Here is a 20,822-nt window from a genome sequence, read left to right as displayed (position 1 = left end):
TTACCGCCCTGCGTAACCATTATCTCATTCTCGCTTAATGTAATCTTGATAGCCTTGCTATCTCTGATAAGTTCTTGTAACTTTTTCAAATGCTTTTTTACAGGTATGTATGCAAAATGAACACATGTTTCGTTTAACTACGAAAAACCATATTATTTAATTTCGTATATTTAAGTGGGAATAACGGATGGCAAAGAAAACACCAAAAGTTACAAGGCTGATAAATGGGCTTATTGAAAACGATTATTTCAAAACAAATCGTTCACTGGCTGATATAACCAATGCAATAGTAGAACAGAGCGGCGAAGTATTCTACACTAACCAAGTATCAGGGATAATACTGGTTATGGTAAGACAAGGCAAACTAATAAGGTCAAAAGACGAAACGACAAAGATGTATGCGTACCGCAATCCTTAAACGCTTTGTCCCAACTGATATATAGTTACCAACAAATTTTACTTATGTCAAGTATACTGTACAAATTATTTTTACTGCTTCACGTGATATTGATCAGGCACAGTAAAAGGTAAATGCTTATATTTAGGCAAACATCATCACAGCTACATGAAATCAATCCTGCAAAATATACATCCTATCATTTTTTTGATCGTGGCCACCACGCTTGAAGTTACGGGCGATGCCATAGTAAGAAAATCAATTTATGACCATACCGGTATTACAAGGCTTGGCTTGGCAGCGGCAGGAGCTTTATTGCTGTTTGGGTATGGGTTTTTCCTTAACCTTGCGCCGGTGGAATTTGGCAAAGTGGTTGGCCTTTACATTGCCACGCTGTTTGTTGTATGGCAGGTGATAAGTTATATCACATTTAAATCGGTACCTACCATGCCCGTTATTGTTGGTGGCATTTTAGTGATATCAGGCGGACTGATCATTACTTTTTGGAAGACTACCTAACGAGGAGATGTATGCGACCGCGTTCCTTACTCCAAATAAATATCCAGTAAACCTTCGGGCAGGTCAACGTACACAATTTCTTTCACTACATCAATCCCGGTGATTATACCTTCGCTGAGCGGGAAGAGTACTTCGCGGTTTTTATAGACTACGGTGGCTATTAATTGCTGTGGAAGGTCCTGCAGTTCAATGATCTCTCCAAGTTCACCTTCGTCTTCATCAATGGCGGTAAAGCCCATCAGGTCGCGCAGGGTAAACTCGTTCTCGTCTTTTACAGGTTTTAGTTTATTGGAGAGGTAGATGTCTTTTTTGGCAAGCGGGGTGGCTTTGTCAATATGATCAACATCTTCCAGGTAAATGTAAGCGGTGTTCTTCATTGGCATTTTAAACGACTCCACAAAGTACGGTACAAGTTTGCCGTTCACCTCAAGGAACAGGGAATCAAACTGCAGTTTCTCGGGTGCATCATAATCAATATAAGCCTGCAGCTCGCCTTTTAACCCGCGGGTTTTTAATACTGATCCTATCCTAAAGCAATCTTCTATCTTCATGGTGTGGTTTACAAATGCCTTTAAAAAAGTATAGCGAAGTACTCCTGGTTAAAAGAGGTGCTTCGCTATAGCTTAATGTGTTTTACTGCAATTATTCAGCAGGAGCTTCTTCAGCAGCCGGTGCTTCAGGGGTTTCTTCAGCAGCTTCGGCAACGGGTGCCTCTTCTGTTTCTTCAACCGCAGCTTCTTCTTCTACTTCTTCAACAGGAGGAGCATATTTAGCAGCTACTGCAGCGGCTTTATCTTCCTTCTTTTTAGCTTCAGCAATCAGAGCCAATTTACGGGCTTCTTCTTTAGCTGATACTAAGCTTGATTTTTTACCTGTGATTTTGCCATCTTTCTGATCTAACCAGGCCTGGAATTTCTCGTCGGCTTGTTCAGCAGTTAATGCGCCTTTTTTAACACCACCTTCTAAGTGTTTTTTGTACAAAACACCTTTGTAAGATAATATTGCACGGCAGGTATCGGTTGGTTGTGCACCTGTGTTAACCCACTCTAAAGTTTTATCGAAATTGATATCGATAGTTGCAGGGTTAGTGTTTGGGTTATATGAACCTAAACGCTCAATAAAACGACCATCGCGTGGTGCGCGTGAGTCGGCTACTACGATATAATAAAAAGGTTTTCCTTTTTTACCGTGTCTTTGCAATCTGATTTTAGTTGCCATTTTTTAAATTTATGTATTCAACATATTTCCCGGAGCCTATTCTGCGGGGCTGCAAAGGTAATCATATTATATTAATTTGCAATAGGGTTTGGTAAGATAATGAGATAGTTGGAGAAGGTTTTACCTACAAACCCCTCCCCTGCACCCTCCCGTTGGGAGGGAATCGCACAGGCCACCGCCTTTTGTAAGAAATTTGGTGCATTATAACAAAAAGCCTCCCGCTAAAATTAACGGGAGGCTTTGTTATTTATATAGTTAGATACAATTACCTGATACCGCCATACACATTGTTAAATGTGCCGCCTTGCGGATCGATACCTGAGATACGCAGGTTACCGTCTTTAATACCGCCTATGGCTTTATCAATATCGGCTGAGCTGTTTACCGGTACCTGGTTGATGCTGGTAATAACCGAGCCAACTTCGATACCTAACTCATCGAACATTTTGCCTGAACGAACCTGTGTTACTACTACGCCCGATTTTACACCGAATTTAGCTTTCTGGCTCGCGCCAAGCGGTTGGAAACTCGCGCCAAGCTTGTTGTAGATCTCTTCGGCTGATTTTGACGCCAAAGCATTTTTAGCAACAGCAGTTTCGCCTTTTAAGGTTACGTTAAAGTTTTTTTCGTGGCCATCGCGCATAATGGTCAGGTCAACTTTATCGCCGGGTTGTAAGCGGCCGATGGTTTCCTGTAAGTCGGATGACTCAGTAATAGTTCTGCCATTTACTTTGGTGATGATATCGGCAGGTTTAACACCGGCTGCCTCTGCGGCGCCGCCTGCTACCAATTCATCAACATACAAACCGTTGGTGGTGCTTATTTTTAATTCCTGTGCAACATCCGGGTTTAATTCGCGGAAGCTAACACCTATGAACGCGCGTTTTACAGCACCATATTTTTGGATATCGTTCAATACTTTTTTAGCCAGGTTAACCGGGATGGCAAAGCCATAACCTTCGTAAGAACCTGTTTGTGATGCGATAGCCGCGTTGATACCGATGAGCTCGCCTTTGGTGTTTACCAATGCACCGCCGCTGTTACCCGGGTTAATGGCCGCATCTGTTTGTATGAACGACTCGATAGCTTTGTTTGCTTTAGGCGCAGCGGGTTGCTGCTGCCTCATGCGGCCGCCAAAAGGATTTGCATCCTGCTCGTCATCCTCATGGGTACCAATGATACCGATGTTACGGCCTTTGGCGCTGATGATACCGGCTGTTACTGTAGAGGTTAAGTTAAAAGGGTTACCTACAGCCAATACCCACTCGCCAACACGGGCATTATCGCTGTTGCCTAATTTTACGATTGGCAAATTGGTGCCGCTAATTTTGATCAAAGCCAGATCTGTATTAGGATCGGTACCGATCACTTTGGCCTGAAAGGTACGCTTATCATTCATGGTTACCTCTATCTTATCGGCCTTATCTACCACGTGGTTATTGGTAACGATATAGCCGTCGGGCGAGATAATCACGCCTGAACCTGATGCACGTTGCGGGCCCTGCGGGCGCACACGCTGACCGAACATTTGGCCAAACATTTGTTCCATTTGATCTTGCCCGCCATTGCTTGCCGCCGCGTAGGTGGTACGAATATACACTACGGCCGGCGTTACAGCCGCGGCTGCTTCGGTAAAATCAAGGTCGCCGGTGGATGATGCCATGATGGGGGCAGTTTTGTTACTGGCGAAGTAAACCTTTTGCTGATCTTCGAAAGATAAACCGCTGGTTTTAGGTTCGATGATCTTGTACGCGCCTACTGCGATGGCGCCGCCTACAAAGGCTGTTAAAAGTGTTAATCCAAAACTTTTCATATTCATTTTCTATTTTCTCCTTGTTCTAAATATCGATCTCAAATTTAATACCATATAGACGAATTTGTCAATACTAAATTACCTGTCAATGTGTTAAAATATGTTAAAACGCTTTTTATTCCCTCCTTGGGGAGGGGCGCGCCGGATTGTGAAGTGGCAGGGAGGGGTTATTCGCCATGCCTATTGCATAAACCCTCCCTGCACCCTCCCGTTGGGAGGGAATAGCACAGGCCAATGCTTTTAACATTTTACCCTAAAATTACGCCATTTTAAATTAAACCAGTTAATATTGCAACGTGAAAACAAAGTTTTATAAATACCAGGGCGCAGGCAACGATTTTGTATTGGTGGATAACCGCGATCTATCATTTAATCACCAAAATCCCGAAACTATTGCCCGCATTTGCGACCGCCGCTTTGGCGTAGGTGGCGATGGTATGATGTTTTTACAACTTCACGATGGCTTTGATTTTGAAATGGTATACTACAATGCCGACGGTAACCCGAGCAGCATGTGCGGCAACGGCGGGCGCTGCATTGTGGCCTTCGCTAAATATTTAGGTGTGATTGGCGAGGAGACGAACTTTTTGGCAGTGGACGGGCCGCATTATGCCAAAATTTCAGAAAGCGGCGACTGGGTGAGTTTGCAGATGATTGATGTTGACCATATTGACCGCGACGGCGATGCCTATGTGCTCAACACCGGCTCGCCGCATTATGTGCGGCTGGCTACCGGCCTGGCCAATAAAGATGTGTACCATGAAGGACACGCCATACGCTATAACGATACTTACCGTGCCGAAGGCATCAACATTAACTTTGTGGAACCCGCTACCGACGGCTACTTTGTGCGCACTTACGAACGCGGCGTTGAAGATGAAACCTACGCCTGTGGCACCGGCGTAACCGCCGTAGCCTTAGCCATGGCCCTGCGCGAAGGGCAAACCGGGCATATTGTTACTCCGATAAAAGTACTGGGTGGTAATTTGAGCATTTGTTTTGATTATGAAGGGGCTAAGTTTAGCCATATATTTTTGGAAGGGCCTGCGGTGAAGGTGTTTGAGGGTTTTTTGGAGGTCTGATGTCGGAGGGCGGAAGTCGGAGTTGATTATTTCGGATGTTTGATTTCGGATTAACTTCGTAAAGGGTTTCACCGTTTACCCGTAGTTAAAATGCACCCCTGTTGCGCCTTTGCTTTTCGCGAAGATTAAGAAAGCTTTAAAGTTTCTGAGGTCTTGCCCGAAATTGTTGCCGATGTAGTCATCACCTGTATCTTTTTCAAAGTCGCTAAAATATACTTCGCGGTTTATAGTTTCAAATGCTGTTGGCGCAAAAAGCGAGGGCAGGTTATCTATTTTACTTACCTTTTCAATTAATATATCGATGAACGCTGAAACTTCGTCGATATTCTTGTCGAGTTTGGCTTTGTCGGCAGCAGCTTTCTTTAAAATGTCTTGCCGTTCCTGCTCATTATTTGCCGACGAAAGAAAATAGTCCATCGCATCAACATTTGGATAATTGTTCATTTCATAGAGTATCGAGATATCGATGCCCGTGATTGTTCCTATTTGGTCGAGTTCCGGTTCTTCGTCAAAAACAACATCGCGACGGCACATCAGGTTGCAAAAGGTTCTGCTTAAGCTGTTCTCAAAAAAATAATCGTGGCCGTCTTCTAACCATAGGTCAGGGTTATTGGTGCCGAGGTGAATATCGAGTCCCATGGTTTAAAGGTAGGTAATAGTTGTGAAACATTTAATGGCTGCGATTTGTAGCTTTGTATATGGCAGATGTACACAGCAAGGCGGTTAGAAGTTATAACATGTCGCGTATAAAGGGTAAGGATACCAAGCCCGAAATGCTGGTACGCAGGTTTCTCCACAAAAACGGTTTCCGTTACCGCCTGCACTTAAAAGACCTGCCCGGCAAGCCCGATATTGTTTTACCCAAATACAAAACCGTAATATTTATTCATGGCTGCTTTTGGCATGGGCATGAGGGCTGTAAGTATTACGTGGTTCCTAAAACACGTACTGAATGGTGGTTAAATAAGATTGAAACAAATAAAAAGAGAGACAATGAGGTTAAAAGTCAACTAATAATGCTCGGTTGGAATTTAATTAATCTTTGGGAATGTGAACTGAAAAAAGCCTCGGTCCCCCAAATTCTTGAATGTCTTTTGGACAAAATAAAACTAAACTTAATAGTCAGATAATTCTAATTTACCAATTCTAATTGCCAGATATATTAGTTTTTATTTTGCTAAATATTCTGGTTTTGATATTTAAATTTTATATTTGAGCATTAACATTATATATGAGCGAAACAGAATTACTTTTGACTGAACCTTTAGTCGCCTATCAAACAGCGTTAGATGCAGAATTGCAAAGTGGTCACTGGCAACAAAAAACATTCACTAATCCTAATGCCACTATTAAACTGGCTACTTTGTTTAGCGGTATTGGTGCAGTTGAGCACGCTCTTCATAGGCTTAACTTGAGCACCTCTATTACATTTGCTAGTGATATTGATAGTCATGTAAAAAAAAGCTACATGGCAAATTATGATTTGGATCCCAAAGACTGGTACAACGATGTAACAGAATTTGATGCTAAAAAATATAAAAACAGCGTAGATTTACTTGTTGGTGGAAGCCCGTGCCAGGCATTCTCTATGGTAGGTAAACGGTTAGGACTGGAGGATATAAGGGGAACATTATTCTATGATTTTGCCCGTATAGTTAGTGAAACCCAACCTAAGGTCTTTATTTATGAAAATGTAAAAGGATTAACAAATCACGATGGTGGTAATACTTGGAAGGTAGTACAAAATGTCTTTAAAGATCTTGGATACAAGATCTACACGCAGTTACTTAATGGTAAAGACTTCGGCATTCCACAACATAGGGAACGAATTGTTGTTGTCGGATTTCTCGACAATAATGTCGATTTTAGTTTTCCGGAAAAAATACCGTTGGAGCATACCATGCAAGATTTTTTGGAAGACTTTACGGAAACAAAGTACTATCTCAAAGAAAAGGGAATCAAATTTGTAACCAGTACGAAAAATAGGATGAAAAGGTATACTCAAATTAATGGGGATATAGCCCTATGTCAAAAGGCAAATCAGCAATTTAACTGGCATGGTGATTTTATTTTTGAACCTGAATTTGATGATACAGCGTTCGATGAGTTTATTTTTGATGTTAGAGATGTTGAAGAAAAATACTATCTATCAGACAAAGTACGTGATTATGTTTTAGCAGGTGGCACAAAAAACTGGAAAACCAGTACAAAAACAGACCTTTCTATAGCAAGGCCTTTGCTACAGTCAATGCATAAAATGCATCGCGCTGGAGTTGATAATTATGTAACGCATAAAGGGCGGATTAGAAAGCTTACACCAAGAGAATGCTTGCGTTTGATGGGCTTTCGAGATGATTTTAAAATAGAAGTAAGCGATACTCAAGCCTATCGTCAAGCAGGAAACAGTATCATCGTTGACATGCTTATTGCTATATTAAAGCAGATGGATATTACTAAATTCAGCAAATAAATATGAATAGAATTGACATTTTGAATAAATCTTATGAGATTGTTGACGAGATTGAAAGTATCGCAATTGTAGATTCATTTGTCAAAGTCAATAAGTTAAAGCCAATTATAGTAGGAGCTAAACCAGGCCATGGCGAGGCTAGATTATATGTTGGGCCTCAGTCAATTGATAATGATTTTAAGGTCTTCTTTAATTATTTTCAAGATAATTCATGTTTCTTTCTTAAATCGGATTTTTTGGATTACTTAAATGATGCAGAATATGAGTATAAAAATCAAGAACAAGAATATAATAAGGATTTAAAACCTTTATGGTCTGAAAACATTGACGATACAAAGGAACGTATAGAAGATCTTTTTTTATTTGCGATTGAACCCGCAACAGGAACTAAAGATAAAGCGCGTTTTTATATTAGATCTAATGATGATGCTTGGGAGTTATTTAGAGTAATTGCTTTACCAAGAATTTCTTATTTGTCAATATTGAAATTAAAATCAAAAGAAGGAAACATATATTATTATTTCAAAATATTTTTAGACTATCATTTTAATACAAATAACCATCCTTCTAAAATCCGACAAGAAGAAAAGGCTATTGAAGAATCAACTTCAATTAGTACCACAAAGAAGGAGGTTATTATTAGTGCGAGAATAGGGCAGGGAAAGTTTAGAGAAAAGCTTTTACAACAAATGTTTTCATGTCCTATTACAGAAGTTTCTGATGAAAGGTTATTGATGGCAAGTCACATAAAGCCATGGGTTAAATCAACAGATAAAGAAAAGACCGACCCCTTTAATGGAATAATCTTAACTCCAACATATGATAGAATGTTTGATCAGGGTTTTATTTCGTTTGATGATGAAGGAAAGCTATTAATCTCTCCATATATCTCGCCATTAAACATTAAGAAATTGAACATAATTAAGAACAAAATTTATAAAATTCAACCCAAAGGGAGGGAAAAATATTTGGACTATCACAGGAAATTCATTTTCAAATCCTAAAGTTCACTTATATCCGATTGACAAATTTTCCCACCAACTTACCTTTACTCATTCAAAACCAAATGAGTGAATTACCCAATCGACTTTTCAAAGCCCCTGCTAAAAGCAGAAAATGGCACCAAGTTCATTTATCGGCTTAAGCCCGAAGTTCAATTCCTTAAAGTCGAGTCGGAATGTTTTGATTTAAATTTGAGGATGCTGGAGTCGCGTTTGCCCGAACTGCTTGCTTTTATTCTTTATCATCAATACAAAACTGGTGTATCAAAAACCTCAGAATTGTTAGAGCTGTTAAAACAAGCTAACCCAATGAACTTTAAGTTACATGGCGGGTGGTATTTTTATGAGAGCAGATTTATTAGATTGTTTACGGCTTCGCTATCGGGAATGCTGCCAGATACAGTTTGGGAAGGCGACGACTATATGATGTACTATTTAAAAGATTCGCATCAGTTTTTATTGAACAATAGCCAATTCGACATACTCCCAGCCGAGCAAAGCGGCAGCTTTCTCAAACTAATACTTCAAATTAGTTTTACAGCGAATGCCCAACATCAAATTTAGCTACCTCTACCGTGATGGCGGCAATTACAAAGCCTTTGGCGAGGTGGTGTTTGCTAATCCTGATGATATCCCCTTGGCTGAGGTGGAAGCCGGTATTAAAGCCAAACTGATTGATGAAACTTACTTTTACCATAAGGAATTTGGTGTACCGAATCTGCTCCTGGGTACCTTCGATGACGACTTCGACCCCACCTGGCACGAGTTTGAAAGCGTAGCCGAAACTTGCGAAAGCGCCGTTTTTTCGTTATCTTTATGGGTGTCTGTGATTTCACCGATTGTTGGATGATTGCACTGATTTTTTCTTTGAAATGTTCTTACTTTATCCCCCCTCTAAAGAAAGAGGCAAGAAGCCAGAATAAAGAGGCAAGACAAATAGAAGGGTGTGTTTTATTCATACTTCCCCCCCTTTTTCATTTCGACCGTAGGGAGGAAACTTCTCAAAGCGATGTTCGAAAGCGATAGGTTGGCATTTGACATGTATGGAATGCCTGTTTAGTTCGCGAAGTTTTCTCGTCGCTGCGCTCGCTCGAAATGACATGGTGGATGAGGTAATGGAAACGAATTATACCCAAAAATACCCAAGGGTTGGACGGATAAGATTTGCCAACTCTTAAAGAGTTGGCAAATCTGCATAAGGGATAAATTATCAAAATGGCAATACACCCATCATTTTTAGCCCAAGAATACCCAAGGGTTAGGGCGGTTTTGAGGGGTTTGATTATGAGATTTGCAATTTTACGAACTTAGGTTAATTGCCGCTAAATTTGTGCCCGAATTTTTTGGGGATGCTGTAATTTATAGGTAGGTTTGAATTTTTTGTTGATGTAGCTTCTTTAAATTTTTTACATCAACCTATGTTACGTGTCGATAGCAGCAAGCCTTGTCAGATTGTTTACAGTATATGTAAGCATGAGTTTTTAGGCTATGTTATTGAGCCGCACATTGTTCAGTTGAACCCCAACGGCGAGTTTTCGCTTACTTACCAACGTTTATTCAGTAATACGGCCAAGGAGTTTGGCAACTGTATAGATGATACCGATATCAAGCTTATTAAGATACTGGACGAACTGGAGCAGGCCAACGTAATACGTAAATATCATAAAAAGCAGATCAGGCCGATAGAGTTCTTCGCCAAAATCTTCAACGACCAGTTTTTTGATACCATACGCCCCAAAATGGAAAAGCGCATGGTAGAGGCCCTCGCCCTGATGCGCGATAAGCAGATATACCAGATGAGCAAGGAGGGCTACCCTGCCGGCAAAAAGGTGGTGATAGCCGAAGAGGCGGCTTCGGTACTGTTCCATTTCAGGCGGAATGAGGAAGAGATACGGTATTTCCCCACCATAAAATACCAGGGTATGCGCATCGAGTTCATGTTCAAAAACGCGGAGGTGATATGTAACCACCCCGCCTGGATGTTGCTGGATGATGTGCTGTACTACTTCGACAAAGAGATTGAGGGCAAAAAGCTGGTGCCTTTTTTAAACAAGCGCTACATAGCCATCGCGCGAAGCAATGAGCAAAGCTATATGGAGAAGTTTGTGGCCCCGCTGATAGAAAAGCATAACGTATATGCCGAAGGCTTTACTATTGTGAGCGAGAAGTTTGAGGCCACACCGATACTGAAACCCATATACGTGGAAGGCGGTGTATCGCAACTGCAACTGTACTTCCGCTATGCGGATTATGTGTTCCCTTACGGGGATGGCAGGGTGGTTTCGGTACGGATAGAGAAGCAGGGCGACGAGTACTTCTTCCATCGCGTAAAGCGCTCCATTGCCTGGGAAAAAGGCAAGTTAGAGCAGGTGGAAAAGATGGGATTGAAGATGGTATCGTCGCTGTTCCAGAATTTAGAGGTGGCTGTTGAAGGTGAAGAGGAAGACAGGTCGTTCTCGGTGTTCGAGTGGATGAACCAGCACCATGATGAACTGATTGCCGATGGCTTTGAACTGGAGCAACCTGAGGGTCAAAAGCGTTACCTCTTTGGCAACAGCAAGATTGACCTGCAGGTAAAGGAAGGTAATGATTGGTTCGATATTTATGCCGTAGTGCATTTCGGACCATACCAGATACCGTTTATGGAACTGCGTAACCATATCCTGAATCGCAAAAAAGAGTTTTTGCTCCCGAGCGGTGAGATAGCCGTAATACCCGAAAAATGGTTCTCGCAATACGGTAACCTGCTGGTTTTTGCCGAGCAGGATAAAGGCCTGAAATTGCGCAAGCACCATATCGGGTTAATAAACGATCTGGCGGATGGCGAACTGGCGGGCATCACCATTAACCGCAAACTGCAACGCCTTACCGACTTTGAGCAGATGGAAGAGGTAGCCATGCCGCAAAATTTTACGGGTACGTTGCGCCATTACCAAAAGGCGGGCTATAACTGGTTCCACTTTTTAAAGGAGTACCATTTTGGCGGCTGTTTGGCTGATGACATGGGTTTGGGTAAAACCATACAAACCCTTGCCCTGTTGCAAAAAAACAAGGAGGATGCGGAGGCGCAAGGTGGTAAGTGTACATCGCTCATTATTATGCCGACCTCGCTGATATATAACTGGCTGAACGAGGCCAAAAAGTTCGCGCCGAAGCTGAAAATGATGGTGCATACGGGTACACTGCGTAACAAGAACCCGGAGGTATTTGGCCGGTATGATGTGGTGATAACCACCTACGGCATTACGCGGATAGATATTGATGTATTGAAAGCCTTTTACTTCGACTATATTATTCTGGATGAAAGTCAGAACATCAAAAATCCATCGTCCAAATCGTACCAGGCAGTAAAGTTGCTAAAATCGGGCTTTAAGCTGATACTGAGCGGTACGCCGGTTGAGAACTCGGTTAACGACTTGTGGACGCAGATGAGCTTTATCAACCCGGGATTGCTGGGGAGTCAGAAGTTTTTTATGGATGAGTTTGTAACGCCGATAGAAAAGAAGAAAGATGAGGAGAAGGCGCGCAAGTTGCAGGCGCTCATCAAACCCTTTGTGATGCGAAGGACAAAAGAACAGGTAGCAACCGAGTTACCGCCAAAGACCGAAAACCTGTTCTACTGCCAGATGAGCGAGGAGCAGGCCAATGTGTACGAGGAGGTAAAATCGGAATACCGAAACGAGTTGTTGCAGGCTTTAGAGGATGGCACCTTTGCCAAAGCGCAGATGCAGGTATTGCAGGGCTTGATAAAGCTGCGCCAGATAGCTAATCACCCGGGTATGATAGACGAGAACTATGAGGGTGATTCGGGCAAATTTGAAAGCGTTACGCATACCCTGATGAACGTGCTTGATGGCGGGCATAAGGTGCTCATCTTCTCGCAGTTTGTAAAGCAGCTTACCATCTATCGTCAGCATTTTGAAAAGGAGCATATACCTTACACTTATCTTGATGGCAGCACGCAAAATCGGGGCGAGATCGTTAAAAAGTTCCAGGAGGATGAGAATACAAGGGTGTTCCTCATCTCGATAAAGGCTGGTGGCGTAGGCTTGAACCTTACGGAAGCTGATTATGTATTCATCCTCGACCCATGGTGGAACCCGGCTGTTGAACAGCAGGCTATTGACCGTACGCACCGCATAGGGCAAACGAAGAACGTATTCATTTACAAGTTCATCACCAAGGATACAGTGGAAGAGAAGATACTGGCATTGCAGCAACGCAAGCTAAGTTTATCCAGGGCGTTGATTACTACGGAGGAGAGTTTTATTAAATCGCTTTCGGCGGATGATATTAAGGAGATACTGGCGTAGGATGTAAGACGTCAGCCTTCGCTAAAGCTACGGCTGATGAAAGAAGATGTGACAATTGTATTGTCATGGTGAATTTATCCAACCATATTTAACATATCTTAATATAATTTAACATTATTTTAATTGTTTTAATCGCCTGAGCATCTTACATTTGCATCATCATGAAAAAAACAGGGGTCTTATTATTTGCAATGTTACTCGCCGCTACGGTGTTTGCAACTGCTCCTGCCGCTATTGATAAAAAACTATGCAGCTGCCCGAAACAGCTTGCCAATGGCAAATGTGTGGTTGACTCTTTATCCAAAATAAAACCTGCAAGCCCTGTTAAAAAAGCGGATGCACAGGCAAAGAAAACCTGTAAGACCGAATCCAAGTCGATCTTTTCCAGCTTATTTTCTGTTGAGTTCCCTACTTCAGCTATCGAAGAGTTCTTCCTGTCGGCACAAAAAGTGCTGATTGAAAAGTTCTCCTGATCAGTAGCGGTGCCCGGGCTCGTGCTTAGGCGTAATAACGGTTATTAAACCTATCACAAACAAAACAATGCCGATAAAACGCGGCCAGGCGAAGGACCTGATACCATTTAAATTAACCGTACTATCAGTTGATTGAACCGCGTTTAACGTGTGCAGGTTCTGAAAAAACATTGCACCGATGATCACAACAGCAACACCTGCTATCATGAAATAGATTCCAGTCTTATTCATAATTTACTTTATTGGTTAACTATATAACGGTCAATGTTTTAATATGTTTTATTTTGTTAATTGATAATAATTGCATCAATTTCACTTCTTTAGCGTTATATATCAAAACAAAGCTCAAATGAAATTTATCCTGAAATACATTAAAGCCATTCCGGCATTAGTACTTATCGCCGCGTTGGCAAGCTGTGGCCAGCCTAAAGACCTTAACTTTGGCCTTGTGCACAATGTGAATGTGAAAAGCTTTACCACCGGCGGCATCACTATTGAGGCTACCCTGCCTATTGAAAACCCTAATGGTTATCGTATAAAAGCCCAAAATGCCGATGTAAGCGTTTTAGCCGGCAATAAAGAGATAGCCCGTATTAAACAAAACCTGCCTGTAACTTTGCCCGGTAACTCAAAAGGAGAGTACACCATAAATGCTACTATCAGCGTAGGGAGTGGCAGCATCATGTCGTTAATGAGTGTGTTTAACAGCAATGCAGATCTGAACCTTAACGGCACGGCACGGATATCATCATTCCTTGTTCACCGCGATGTGCAGATCCATCAAACAGGGGTTCAAAATTACCTGAAGCCGATCATTAGCGGCATGAAGTTATTTTAAAGCCAAGCGGGCAAAGCATTTTTTGCTTAATTTGCCTGCAGAATGCTTAAGCCAATTGTTGATACTGTAAAATACCTGTTCCGTTGGGTGGCACTGGTTATACCCGTGGCGGCAGTTACCGGCAGCATGGTAGCCTTATTTTTGTGGTTATTAGGATGGGCCATTCATTACCGCTTTGCACATCCCTGGCTGCTATATTTATTGCCCCTGGCGGGGATAATGATACACCTGGCATATAAATACTATGGCAGTTCATCAGAACGTGGCAATAACCTCATTATTGATGAGATACACCAGCCCGGCGCGGGTATACCTAAGCGCATGGGCCCGCTCATTTTGGCAACTACCGTTATTACCCATTTATTTGGCGGCTCGGCAGGGCGCGAGGGTACTGCCGTACAAATTGGCGGTAGTATAGCTAACCTGTTTGCAGGCTGGTTTAAGCCGGAGCAAAAAGAGGTGCAAACATTACTTACCGCGGGCATAGCCGCAGGCTTTGGCGCAGTATTCGGCACACCATTTACAGGGGCTGTTTTTGCTGTGGAAGTATTGAACAGCCGCAAAACCCATTATGCCGACCTATGGCCCTGCTTACTGGCGGGCTTTATTGGCGATTACACCGTTTACCTGTGGCGCATTAAGCATACCGTTTACCATATTGATGCCTTTGTAACCGGCGACTTTATTTTTTATACCCTCATGCTGTTAAAGGTTATCCTTGCGGCGATGTTATTCGGGTTGGTAAGCTGGTTGTTTTCAGACCTGGCACATCTTATTAAAAAAACATTTTTGAAGCTTTTTAAGATAACCTGGCTGATCCCCGTTTTCGGCGGCGTTATTATCATCGGGCTAACACTACTACTGGGCAAACCCGATTACCTGAGTTTGGGTGTTGATGCCGAATATCCAGGTGCAGTAACCATTGTATCAGCCTTCCATAACGGTGGCGCCGATGTATTGAGCTGGTTCTGGAAACTCATTTATACCGCCATAACCCTCGGTACAGGCTTTAAGGGCGGCGAGGTTACGCCATTGTTTTATATTGGGGCAAGCCTGGGTAATACGGTGGCAACGTTTCTTAACGCGCCGGTTAGCTTGTTTGCGGCTTTGGGTTTTATCGCGGTTTTTTCGGGTGCTACCAATACACCTGTTGCCTGTACCATAATGGGAATGGAACTTTTTGGCATACAATATGCACCGTACTTCGCGGTGGCTTGTTTTATAGCCTACCTGTTTAACGGTAACTCGGGCATCTACCCGGCACAGTTTAAAAACAGCCAACCCACAGACAGAAAACGATACCTGAGAAATAAGTTGTCGAAGTATAAGATATAACCTAAAACAAGAAACATTTTGCCTTTGGTTGCGTTAATATATTAACCTTATACCTAAAAATCCGCATCATGAAATTTCAAAGGATCCTGATCGCTATTGACGATAGAAAATACTCCAGGCACGCAGCCGAATATGGTTTTGAGCTGGCCCATACATTTAAAGCCGAAGTAGCCCTGGTTCATATTGTTGAGCCGGTAGTGATAACGCAACCTAACGATCCAAGCATGCTTGGCGCATTTGTACCAAGTATGGGTACAGAGAACATGGAGATTGAAAAGATACAGGAAGACCAATCAAAGAAACTGCTGGACGAAACTATTGCAACATTAGGGGATGGTCTTGAAGTTACCCAATTCAGCGAACTGGGTTCAACTGCCGATACCATTATCAGTTGCGCTGTTCAGTTTAGAGCAAACCTTATTGTTATTGGGACGCACAAACGCAGCGGGTTTGACCGCCTGTTGATGGGCAGTGTTGCCGAACGGATTTTGCACCATTCGCCTATACCGGTACTTATCGTTCCGGCAGAAGAGGATATGGCTTAATACAACAGCCTGAACTTAATGGTATGCTCTATCTGCTTTAATTCGGTAAGCAGCTCTTTATCATAACCAGCGTTCACATCAGTAATAACATAGCCTATTTGCGGGTTGGTTACCAAAAACTCGCCCACAATATTGATGTTATGTGATGCGAATATCTCGTTGATCTGTGCCAAAATACCGGGAACGTTTTTGTGGATATGAATAAGCCTGTGCGCGTTGTTTACACGTGGGGGCTGTAGCTCGGGGAAATTACAGCTCAGGTGCGTTTTGCCCTCGTTCATAAAGTCCATTACCCTTTTAGGGATAAACTCAATATTACGTGGATTATACTTAGGATCATCAAAAATAATGATGCCGTTTTCGCAGGCTGTTTCGGCTATCTGGCGGTAGTTAACTTTGCCAAAACAACCAATAGCTTTAAGTCGGGGCGCATTTTCTAATTGCTCAGCGGTAGGCTGATGCGCCTCATCGCAAAACAGGATACCGGCTTCTTCCAGGTACTTATCTTCAACAGTATCACGGTGACGAATGTTGTAACCCTCTTTTTGAAGCGCCGTGAGCGCCTCCTCGGCAACATCACCAACTACCAAACACTTGATGCGGTTTTTAGGGTATGATATGGCCCGTGGAAAATTGTTGAGGTATAAAAACTCATCAAAGCTTGGCGTAACGTGGTCGGCCTTTTCAGCCACGGCCTTGCGCTCAATATTTTCGGTAAAGGCGAAGAAGGTTTTGATCATTCCCGATTCCTTCAACTGGAAATCAGAGTGCCCATCGCCAATACCAAATATTTCGCCTTGCAGATCAAGCACCTTTAATAGCTTCACCTTACCACCCTCCTGCGAAAGCGGGTTATCATGGTCATAGCCTATAATATTGCCATCAGCATCAAACTCAAATGTATTGGCGTAAATATTCTCTTTCTTAATATGATATTCGGTAACAACCGGGGTAATAAACTCTTTAAAGCCACCCGAAACGATCAATACCTCATCAGCATGGTCACGGAAAAACTTTTTATTACGTGAGAAAGACGCGGATACCTTCTTTTTTAAATGGCGGATAAGCTGTTGCAGATGGTCCTGGTTTGCCTCTAACAGTTTTACACGGCCTTCCAAACTTTCAGAAAACGAAAGCTTACCTTCCATAGCGGCATTGGTAAGGTCCTCAATTTTTTTGTAGATGCTTTCTCTGTCGGGATGATCTTTTAAAGATATGCGGGCTAATTCGTCGAGGGCCTCAACCTGGGTAAAAGTACTGTCAAAATCTATAATAAAATACTGACTCATGTGTGTAATGTGCAAATTTGCAGATGTGCAAATGTGCGAATTAGTTGACGATTTTAGTAGAGTAATTTTAAAGGTGGTAAAGATTTGACAACTTTTAAAAAGTTGTCAAATCTGGCGCTGAAATTTACGAAATCCTCAATATTGCACAAATTTCACCAATACTTTTACTAACCGGTTTAAATTCTATCCCGATAGCTTTCTTTATTTTCTTATTACAATAGTTCATTGATTTTGATGCCGCTTGTGCCGATACTTTATCCAAACCTCTAAAACCGCTTATCGCGCCAAGTACAACTGATACACGCCAGGCTAAACCAAGCATCCAGGGTTTGGCTTCGCGTTGCGGCGGTTTAAGGTCAAAATTTTCAGCGGCCTCGGTAAGCAGGTTTTTCCAGGTCCAGTTTTCGGCATTGATAATGTAGCGCTTGCCGGTTATATCCGTATCCATCAGGGCTATCATGCTTTTAGCCACATCTTCCACATCAACAAAACCGCAGCTGCCACCGGTATAATACTTCATGCCCTTGCGTACACCAGCGAATATTTTGCCTGTGCCTTCTGTTCCTGCGGCTGCACCTATAATAAGCGATGGGTTAACAATTACCGCATCCAAACCTTCGGCAATACCACGCCAAACTTCCATTTCACTTTCGTATTTTGATATGGCATAGCCATCCTCATGCGGCGTTTCTTCCAGGTGGTTATTCTCGGTAGTGAGCTGGCCGGGTTTGGCCATGCCAATTGCAGCAATAGAGCTTACATGCACCAGCCGAACACCGTTTTTAAGGCAAAGGTTTACGATGTTGGCTGTACCCTCCACATTAGTTTTTACCATTTCGGCCTTGCGTGCCGGGTTAAATGATACAATGGCCGCGCAATGGTAAACATGGGTAATGCCATCAAAGGCATCGTCCAAAGCAGGGATATCCAGCACATCAGCATCAAGCCAGCGGATATTTTGGATGGCCAATAGCTGTTGTGGTATCTTAGATAATTCGCGTTTAGTACAGGTTATATTATCCCCTGTTGCCGCGAGTTGCTTTACAACTTCGGCACCGAGGAAACCTGTTGCACCCGTAACCAGTATATTGCTGCTATTTTTATTCAAACCGATGCAATTTTATGCAAAATTAGTTGATATTTGAGTGCCTGATTTAATAACAGTATGACTTTAGCAGATTTCTTTGCGCCGATAGATATTAAAAAGATATACCCAACACAGGGCTATTATACCAGCCACCTGGGTATGAAAATATCGGCATACACAGAAACCTTTCCCGACCTTGAAAATGACAAACCCGATATTGCCATTATCGGCGTACAGGAAGACCGCCACGCCATTGATAATTCGGGCTGCGCGCTTGGGCCTGATTATATCCGCGAAAAACTGTACCTGCTTAACGAGGGGCCTTATTCCACAAAAATTACCGATCTGGGTAATATAAAGCAAGGCGAGAGCATAACTGATACATATGTTGCCTTAAAAACCGTTGCCGGCGAATTGATAAAGAACGGCATATTGCCTGTTATATTAGGTGGCGGACAAGACCTTACCTACCCGCAATACCTGGCTTACGAAGGCCTTGAGCAAAAGGTAGATGTAGTAGTGATAGATGGTTTATTTGACCTGGATGATGATATAACCCAACAAAATATTCAAACCACCTCCATATCATACCTTAACCGTATATTTTTACACGAGCCCAATTACCTGTTCAACTTTAGCAACCTGGGCTACCAAACCTATTTTGCCAGCCAGGAGAGTTTGCGTGTAATGGAAAAACTATATTTTGATGCGCACCGCCTTGGCGAGCTCAGCGGCAAGATCAATGTTGCCGAACCCATCATCCGCAATGCCAGCATGATCAGTTTTGATATCGGTGCGATACGCTCATCAGACGCGAAGGCGAATGCCAATGCCAACCCCAATGGTTTTTATGGTGAGGAAGCATGCCAGCTTTGCCGCTATGCAGGTTTTAACGATAAATTAAGTTCGATAGGGTTTTATGAATACAACCCTGCCTATGATGACAACGGGCAAACCGCGAAACTGCTGGCGCAGATGATATGGTACTTTATTGATGGGTACTATAACCGGAAAAAAGATTTCCCTTTACAGCCGCGCTCACAATATTTGATATACAAAACGAGTTTAAAGCATGAGGATCACGAGGTGGTATTTGTAAAAAGCAAAAAATCTGACCGTTGGTGGATGCAGGTACCTTACCCGGCAGGTGGCTCAAAAAATGAGCGTTTTCATTTAGTACCCTGCCGTTATGAAGATTATAATACTGCCGTGGGTGGCGAAATGCCCGACCTATGGTGGCGCACATATCAAAAACTGGTTTAACACCAGTACCAATTAAAAAGAGTAAAACCAAACAATGAAACGGATCATCTTATTAGTATTGGCGGCCATACCAGCTGCCTTGTTTGCACAAACACCCGATAATTATACCATAACCAGTAAAATTGGCAGCAACATAACTACCCCTGCCAGGGCCTACCTGATACATACCGCAGGGGGCAAAAACATTATCGACTCCACTAATATTATTGGTGGCGCCTTTAGCTTTCATGGCTATGTGCGCGAGCCAAACGGGGCTATTATTGTGATAGATGCAAAAGGCACAGGCTTGAGGAATATGGACAGGAGTGCCGATGCGCTAAATCTTTACCTTGAAAAAGGCACAATTAATGTTAATAGTGCAGATTCTGTAGTTAAGGCTACAATTACCGGCTCAAAAACCAATGATGATAACATCAAATTAAGAGAAGCTTTAAAGCCGATTTTGGCGCAGGCTAAAGCGGTAATGGATGAGGCGAGAAAGGCGCCGGATGCTTTAAAGATAGACCCCGCTTTTCAGAACGGTGTGCAGCAGAAATATAAAGTAGTGCAGTTTCAACAAGAAAATCTCATCAAAAAATTCATTAAAGAAAATCCCGACAGCTATATCAGCTTAGCTGCGCTTGGTTCGATCAGTGGCCCCACCGGCGATTTGGATGAGGAAGAAAAGTACTTTAATTTATTATCTCCCGCGATCAAACAAACCGAAACTGCAAAAGAGTTCCTTAAATCGCTCAATGCATTAAAGCTAACGGCAGTTGGATCTATGGCTCCTGACTTTACGCAGGCTGATACCAGCGGCAAGCAGGTAAAACTATCATCTTTTCGTGGAAAATATGTTTTGTTAGATTTTTGGGCATCATGGTGTGGCCCCTGCCGCCAGGAAAACCCCAATGTTGTAAAAGCCTATAACACATATAAAACCAAAAACTTCACCATTTTGGGCGTATCGTTAGACAGGCCTACAGATAGGGAAGCCTGGATAAAAGCGATAAAAGATGATGGCCTGACCTGGAACCATGTATCCGACCTGGCTTTCTGGAACAACGAAGTTGCTGCCTTGTACAGGATAAGTTCTATTCCTCAGAATTTTTTGATAGACCCAACAGGTAAGATCATTGCCAAAAATTTGAGAGGGGCTGAACTGCAAATTAAACTGGCAGAAATATTTAAAATGTAAAG

Annotated in this window: 22 protein-coding genes; 15 read left to right on the top strand and 7 right to left on the bottom strand. The window is 42.6% G+C overall.

The features are described from left to right. Positions 1 to 187: 187 nt before the first annotated feature. Both KXQ82_RS00990 and KXQ82_RS00985 read left to right on the top strand, forming a co-directional pair. A complete protein-coding gene (locus tag KXQ82_RS00990) occupies positions 188 to 418 on the top strand; it encodes a hypothetical protein (protein ID WP_219486028.1) in 231 nt (76 codons plus the stop codon). Between the two features lie 147 nt (positions 419 to 565). Next, the gene (locus KXQ82_RS00985) at positions 566 to 916 is read left to right on the top strand and encodes a hypothetical protein (protein WP_219486026.1); all 351 of its coding nucleotides are present in this window, start codon (positions 566 to 568) and stop codon (positions 914 to 916) included. Positions 917 to 942: 26 nt separating this feature from the next. On the opposite strand, the gene rimM is transcribed toward KXQ82_RS00985, so the two are convergent. The 3 genes from rimM to KXQ82_RS00970 all read right to left on the bottom strand — a co-directional run bounded on the left by rimM (position 943) and on the right by KXQ82_RS00970 (position 3,947). Next, positions 943 to 1,467, bottom strand: coding sequence for a ribosome maturation factor RimM (rimM, locus tag KXQ82_RS00980; RefSeq protein WP_219486024.1), 525 nt, complete (start codon positions 1,465 to 1,467; stop codon positions 943 to 945). A 91-nt stretch (positions 1,468 to 1,558) separates the two neighbouring features. Beyond that, a complete protein-coding gene (locus tag KXQ82_RS00975; protein ID WP_219486021.1) occupies positions 1,559 to 2,134 on the bottom strand; it encodes a 30S ribosomal protein S16 in 576 nt (191 codons plus the stop codon). Positions 2,135 to 2,399: 265 nt separating this feature from the next. Further along, positions 2,400 to 3,947: a trypsin-like peptidase domain-containing protein gene (locus KXQ82_RS00970; RefSeq protein WP_219486875.1), complete on the bottom strand. Its 1,548-nt coding sequence runs from the start codon at positions 3,945 to 3,947 to the stop codon at positions 2,400 to 2,402. 296 nt (positions 3,948 to 4,243) lie between these two features. Here KXQ82_RS00970 and dapF point away from each other — a divergent pair, with 296 nt between their 5' ends. Then, positions 4,244 to 5,029 carry a diaminopimelate epimerase gene (gene dapF, locus KXQ82_RS00965; protein ID WP_219486019.1) on the top strand — a complete coding sequence of 262 codons (786 nt, stop codon included), beginning with the start codon at positions 4,244 to 4,246 and terminating at the stop codon, positions 5,027 to 5,029. Between the two features lie 75 nt (positions 5,030 to 5,104). Here dapF and KXQ82_RS00960 read toward each other — a convergent pair whose 3' ends face one another. Then, positions 5,105 to 5,668, bottom strand: a complete 564-nt coding sequence (locus tag KXQ82_RS00960) for a hypothetical protein (RefSeq protein WP_219486017.1) — start codon at positions 5,666 to 5,668, stop codon at positions 5,105 to 5,107. Positions 5,669 to 5,727: 59 nt separating this feature from the next. Here KXQ82_RS00960 and KXQ82_RS00955 point away from each other — a divergent pair, with 59 nt between their 5' ends. From KXQ82_RS00955 to KXQ82_RS00925, 7 genes are all read left to right on the top strand, one after another. Next, on the top strand, positions 5,728 to 6,159 hold the full coding sequence (locus KXQ82_RS00955) for a very short patch repair endonuclease (RefSeq protein ID WP_219486015.1): 432 nt from the start codon (positions 5,728 to 5,730) through the stop codon (positions 6,157 to 6,159). Between the two features lie 101 nt (positions 6,160 to 6,260). Continuing rightward, a complete protein-coding gene (locus KXQ82_RS00950) occupies positions 6,261 to 7,499 on the top strand; it encodes a DNA cytosine methyltransferase (RefSeq protein WP_219486013.1) in 1,239 nt (412 codons plus the stop codon). Positions 7,500 to 7,501: 2 nt separating this feature from the next. Next, entirely contained in the window at positions 7,502 to 8,503 is a 1,002-nt protein-coding gene (locus tag KXQ82_RS00945) for an HNH endonuclease (protein WP_219486011.1), read from the top strand. Positions 8,504 to 8,569: 66 nt separating this feature from the next. Beyond that, positions 8,570 to 9,064, top strand: a complete 495-nt coding sequence (locus KXQ82_RS00940; protein WP_219486009.1) for an HpaII family restriction endonuclease — start codon at positions 8,570 to 8,572, stop codon at positions 9,062 to 9,064. Next, positions 9,045 to 9,350: a hypothetical protein gene (locus KXQ82_RS00935; RefSeq protein ID WP_219486007.1), complete on the top strand. Its 306-nt coding sequence runs from the start codon at positions 9,045 to 9,047 to the stop codon at positions 9,348 to 9,350. Before KXQ82_RS00940 ends, KXQ82_RS00935 begins: the two co-directional genes overlap by 20 nt. 568 nt (positions 9,351 to 9,918) lie before the next feature. Beyond that, on the top strand, positions 9,919 to 12,813 hold the full coding sequence (locus KXQ82_RS00930; protein WP_219486005.1) for a DEAD/DEAH box helicase: 2,895 nt from the start codon (positions 9,919 to 9,921) through the stop codon (positions 12,811 to 12,813). A gap of 161 nt (positions 12,814 to 12,974) precedes the next feature. After that, on the top strand, positions 12,975 to 13,286 hold the full coding sequence (locus tag KXQ82_RS00925; protein ID WP_219486004.1) for a hypothetical protein: 312 nt from the start codon (positions 12,975 to 12,977) through the stop codon (positions 13,284 to 13,286). Here KXQ82_RS00925 and KXQ82_RS00920 read toward each other — a convergent pair whose 3' ends face one another. Next, the gene (locus KXQ82_RS00920) at positions 13,287 to 13,517 is read right to left on the bottom strand and encodes a hypothetical protein (RefSeq protein WP_219486002.1); all 231 of its coding nucleotides are present in this window, start codon (positions 13,515 to 13,517) and stop codon (positions 13,287 to 13,289) included. A gap of 118 nt (positions 13,518 to 13,635) precedes the next feature. On the opposite strand from KXQ82_RS00920, the gene KXQ82_RS00915 reads away from it, so the two are divergent. The 3 genes from KXQ82_RS00915 (at position 13,636) to KXQ82_RS00905 (ending at position 16,004) form a co-directional block, all read left to right on the top strand. Further along, positions 13,636 to 14,124 (top strand): LEA/WHy family protein, encoded by a 489-nt coding sequence (locus KXQ82_RS00915; RefSeq protein ID WP_219485999.1) that lies wholly within the window; start codon positions 13,636 to 13,638, stop codon positions 14,122 to 14,124. A 42-nt stretch (positions 14,125 to 14,166) separates the two neighbouring features. Continuing rightward, positions 14,167 to 15,459, top strand: coding sequence for a voltage-gated chloride channel family protein (locus tag KXQ82_RS00910; protein ID WP_219485997.1), 1,293 nt, complete (start codon positions 14,167 to 14,169; stop codon positions 15,457 to 15,459). A 68-nt stretch (positions 15,460 to 15,527) separates the two neighbouring features. Next, positions 15,528 to 16,004: a universal stress protein gene (locus KXQ82_RS00905; RefSeq protein ID WP_219485995.1), complete on the top strand. Its 477-nt coding sequence runs from the start codon at positions 15,528 to 15,530 to the stop codon at positions 16,002 to 16,004. On the opposite strand, the gene KXQ82_RS00900 is transcribed toward KXQ82_RS00905, so the two are convergent. Together KXQ82_RS00900 and KXQ82_RS00895 are read right to left on the bottom strand one after the other, a co-directional pair. Further along, a complete protein-coding gene (locus KXQ82_RS00900) occupies positions 16,001 to 17,293 on the bottom strand; it encodes an HAD-IB family phosphatase (protein ID WP_219485992.1) in 1,293 nt (430 codons plus the stop codon). The two genes, KXQ82_RS00905 and KXQ82_RS00900, sit on opposite strands and share 4 nt — an antisense overlap. Positions 17,294 to 17,417: 124 nt before the next feature. Further along, entirely contained in the window at positions 17,418 to 18,401 is a 984-nt protein-coding gene (locus tag KXQ82_RS00895; protein ID WP_255563334.1) for an NAD-dependent epimerase/dehydratase family protein, read from the bottom strand. 57 nt (positions 18,402 to 18,458) lie between these two features. On the opposite strand from KXQ82_RS00895, the gene KXQ82_RS00890 reads away from it, so the two are divergent. After that, positions 18,459 to 19,643 carry a formimidoylglutamase gene (locus tag KXQ82_RS00890; protein WP_219485990.1) on the top strand — a complete coding sequence of 395 codons (1,185 nt, stop codon included), beginning with the start codon at positions 18,459 to 18,461 and terminating at the stop codon, positions 19,641 to 19,643. 34 nt (positions 19,644 to 19,677) lie between these two features. After that, positions 19,678 to 20,820 (top strand): TlpA disulfide reductase family protein, encoded by a 1,143-nt coding sequence (locus KXQ82_RS00885; protein WP_219485989.1) that lies wholly within the window; start codon positions 19,678 to 19,680, stop codon positions 20,818 to 20,820. Positions 20,821 to 20,822 lie beyond the last annotated feature (2 nt).

It is taken from the genome of Mucilaginibacter rivuli (assembly GCF_019391655.1).
In the GTDB taxonomy this organism is placed as follows: Bacteria; Bacteroidota; Bacteroidia; order Sphingobacteriales; family Sphingobacteriaceae; genus Mucilaginibacter; species Mucilaginibacter rivuli.
Note: the sequence above shows the minus strand (reverse complement) of the source record. Positions and strands in the feature narration are given on the sequence as shown.